Source organism: Longimicrobium sp. (genome assembly GCF_036554565.1).
Taxonomy (GTDB): domain Bacteria; phylum Gemmatimonadota; class Gemmatimonadetes; order Longimicrobiales; family Longimicrobiaceae; genus Longimicrobium.
On sequence record NZ_DATBNB010000189.1, the window covers coordinates 1 to 3,477 of the forward strand.

At 69.9% G+C, this 3,477-nt stretch carries 2 protein-coding genes and 1 pseudogene; all 3 read left to right on the plus strand.

Features of this window, described 5'->3' with window-relative positions; genetic code table 11:
- Nucleotides 1-235 precede the first annotated feature (235 nt).
- Nucleotides 236-2,167 (plus strand): C1 family peptidase, encoded by a 1,932-nt coding sequence (locus VIB55_RS05155; RefSeq protein ID WP_331875598.1) that lies wholly within the window; start codon nucleotides 236-238, stop codon nucleotides 2,165-2,167.
- 113 nt (nucleotides 2,168-2,280) lie between these two features.
- Nucleotides 2,281-3,156 carry a deoxyribonuclease IV gene (locus tag VIB55_RS05160; RefSeq protein WP_331875599.1) on the plus strand — a complete coding sequence of 292 codons (876 nt, stop codon included), beginning with the start codon at nucleotides 2,281-2,283 and terminating at the stop codon, nucleotides 3,154-3,156.
- 24 nt (nucleotides 3,157-3,180) lie between these two features.
- Nucleotides 3,181-3,477 (plus strand): annotated as a pseudogene (locus VIB55_RS05165) (hypothetical protein); the annotation flags it as partial.

Here is a 3,477-nt window from a genome sequence, read left to right on the forward strand (position 1 = left end):
CCGGCCACCCCGGCCAGGGCCGCGAACATCAGCATCCGCTTCATCGTCATCCTCCCCCTCGTTTGTGTCGTCGGCTCGTGCATCCGGAACGTTGGGCCACACCGCCCCTGTCGGCGTCCCGCGATGGAAGAAATGCTCCACACCGCGCAGACGGTACCGGTCCTGGCGAAAGACGCACCCCCTGTCCATCCAAACTGCACGGCTCGCTGTTCCCCACCCGCTCATGGAGCACCCGATGCTCGCGACCCTCGCAGGCGAGAAGCGTAAGCTGGATGCACGGCCCGACACGCTGGATTTCCGCGACCACATGTTCGTGCCGACCCTCGTGGAAGTTCCCACCGACATGCCTCTCGAGGAGTACCTCAAGGCGCGGGTGCCCGTGCTGAACCAGGGTCGCGAAGGCGCCTGTACGGGGTACGCACTCGCCACGGTAGCTCACTACCTGCTCCGTACCCGCCAGAGGGTCCCGGACACGGGCGACGTCAGCCCGAAGATGCTGTACGACCTGGCCCGACGATACGACGAGTGGCCGGGCGAGGAGTACGAAGGCTCCAGCGCGCGCGGGGCCATGAAGGCCTGGCAGCGGCACGGCGTGTGTGGCGCCCCCCTGTGGCCCGACTCGCCGGAGTGCTGGGGAGACGCCGCGACGCGGCCCCTGGGCGCCTACTCGCGAGTCAACCACCGGGACCTTGTCGCCATGCACAGCGCCATCGCCGAAGCGCGGATCCTGTATGCGACGGCACTGGTGCACGAAGGCTGGAAGCACGTGGACGCAGAGGGGACGATCCCCTTCAGCGGCGACGAGGCCGTGCTCGGCGGGCACGCCTTCGCCATCGTGGCATACGACGCCGACGGCTTCTGGATTCAGAACTCCTGGGGCGAGAAGTGGGGCAAACAGGGCTTCGGGCACGTCAGCTACGACGACTGGCTGCAGAACGGCACCGACGTCTGGGTGGCGCGGCTGGGCGCGCCCGTTCGGCTGGGGATGGCGCGTTCCACTTCGCCCGCGTTTTCCGACGCGTCGCAGGCGTCGCGCGCCTACGTGTACGACGACCTGCGCCCGCACGTGGTTTCGCTGGGGAACGACGGCAGGCTCCGCCCCGGCGGCATGTACGGGACCACCGAAGCCGAGGTGGCGCGCATCGTGAGCCACGACATTCCGCGGATCACGCGGAAATGGGCGAAAAAGCGGGTGATGCTGTACGCGCACGGCGGACTGGTGCCCGAGGAATCCGCCCTGCAGCGGATCGCGGACTACCGCTCGCGCTTCCTGGAGGCCGAAGTGTACCCGCTGGCGTTCATCTGGCGCACCGATTTCTGGAGCACGCTCAAGAACATCCTGCAGGACGCGTTCAGCCGCCGCCGTGCCGAGGGCTTCATCGGCGATGCGCAGGACTTCATGCTCGACCGCCTGGACGACGCCATGGAACCGCTGGCCCGCACCCTTTCGGGGCTGGCCCAGTGGAAGGAGATGAAGGAGAACGCGCGGCTGGCGACCGAGTCGCCCAAGGGCGGCGCCGCGTTCCTGGTGGATGAACTCCTGAAGCTGGAGGACGTGGAGATCCACATCGTGGCACACAGCGCGGGCGCGGTGCTGATGGGGCCGGTGGTGCGCAAGCTGGCGGGCGCCCGGCGCGCCGTGGAAACGTGCACGCTGTGGGCACCGGCGTGCACCACCCGGTTCTTCGAGAAGTTCTACAATCCGCTCGCGAAGGACGGCAGCATTCGGCAGTTCGCCGTCTACACGCTCACCGACAAGGCCGAGCAGGACGACCACTGCGCTCGCATCTACAACAAGTCGCTGCTGTACCTGGTTTCGCACGCGTTCGAAGAGCGGGTTCGGATTCCGGTGCTCGCGCCCGGCGGCGAACCGCTGCTTGGGATGGAAAAGCACCTGCGGAAGAACGCCCACTTCAAGGCCCTGCTCGACGCGGGCCGGGCAGAGTGGGTGCGCGCCCCGAACGGCCTGGGCAGCGGCCCCGCCGCCTCCGGGGCCAAGTCGCACGGCGGCTTCGACGACGACCAGGCGACCGTCTCCGGCACGCTGGCGCGGATCGTCGGCGGCGAGGCGTTGGACGGAGCCCTGCTGAACCAGCCGGAGTTCCGGTTCCGCCCCTCGGCGTCCAGGCACCGCGACATGCGCCGCACGTTGACTCACGCGAGCTGATCTCCGGGTCCGGGGGGCGCCGCCCCGGACCCGCGCTCGTTTGACACCCCCGCGCCCGGCGTCTACCTTGGCGCGCCGATCCGCCGAAGGTCCGTACCCGCAACGACATCGCCGTGCTGCTGGGAGCCCACGTCTCCACCGCGGGCGGGTGCCGCAACGCCCCCGCCCGCGCCGCCGACATCGGCGCCTCCGCCATCCAGGTGTTCACCAAGCAGCCCAACCGCTGGGCCGAGGTGCAGCTGGTGGACGACGAGTGCCAGGCGTTCCGCACCGGGCTCATCGAGCACGGCGTCGCCTTCGCCAATGCGCACGACAGCTACCTGATCAACCTGGCGACGGCGGACCCCATCCTGCGCGAACGCTCGTACGCGGCCTTCGTCGGCGAGCTGCGGCGCGCCAGCCAGCTGGGGCTGGACGCCCTCGTCTCCCACCCCGGAAACGCCACGGACGGCGACCTGCCCCGTGGCCTGGCGCAGAACGCGGAGCTGGTGGCGCAGGCGCTGGAGGAGGTGGGCGGTTCGGTGATGGTGCTGCTGGAGACCACCGCGGGGGCCGGCAAGGTGATCGGCTCGCGGTTCGAGGAGCTTTCGGAGATGATCGAGCGCGTGCCTCCCGGGTTGAGGGATCGCGTCGGCGTGTGCGTGGACACCTGTCACATCTTCGCCGCCGGGTACGACCTGCGCGACGATTACTTCGGGGTGATGGAGCGGCTGGCGGACGTGATCGGGATGCATCGCGTGCGGCTGTTCCACCTGAACGATTCCATGACGGCGTTCGGCAGCCGGCGCGACCGCCACGCGGCGATCGGCGAGGGATCGCTGGGCGACGAGCCCTTCCGGCACCTGATGAACGACCCGCGCTTCGCCGGGGTGCCCATGGTGCTGGAAACGCCCAAGGAGCACCCGGACGACCCCAAGGACCTGGTGACGCTGGACCGGATGAACCTGGCGCGGCTCCGCTCGTACGTGGCCGGGGCGGAACCCCTGTGATGGCAAGGGGGTAGGCGCACTGTGATGAATCGCGCGACCGGAGCCCTCGCCTGCACGCGGCGCATTGCGCTGCTGATCGGAACGCTGCTGCACCTGCTGGGTGTGGCGGCGCTTCCGGCGCTGCACGCGTGGGGGAGCGGGCTGGACATGGCGCCCGCCTCCACGGCCGGCCACGCCACGCTCGCCCAGCTCCCGGACGCGCAGCCCGACGGGCTTCCGCCGCACGACGAGCTTCACTGCGTGGTCTGCCACGCGCACGGCTCCGTCGCGCTGCCGGTGGACGCGCCACGGATCGGCGACGAGCACGCCGCCGTCACGGAG

Coding starts and splice junctions, on each gene's coding strand:
- VIB55_RS05155 (WP_331875598.1), top strand. CDS start 236: ATGCTCGCGACCCTCGCAGGCGAGAAGCGTAAGCTGGATGCACGGCCC.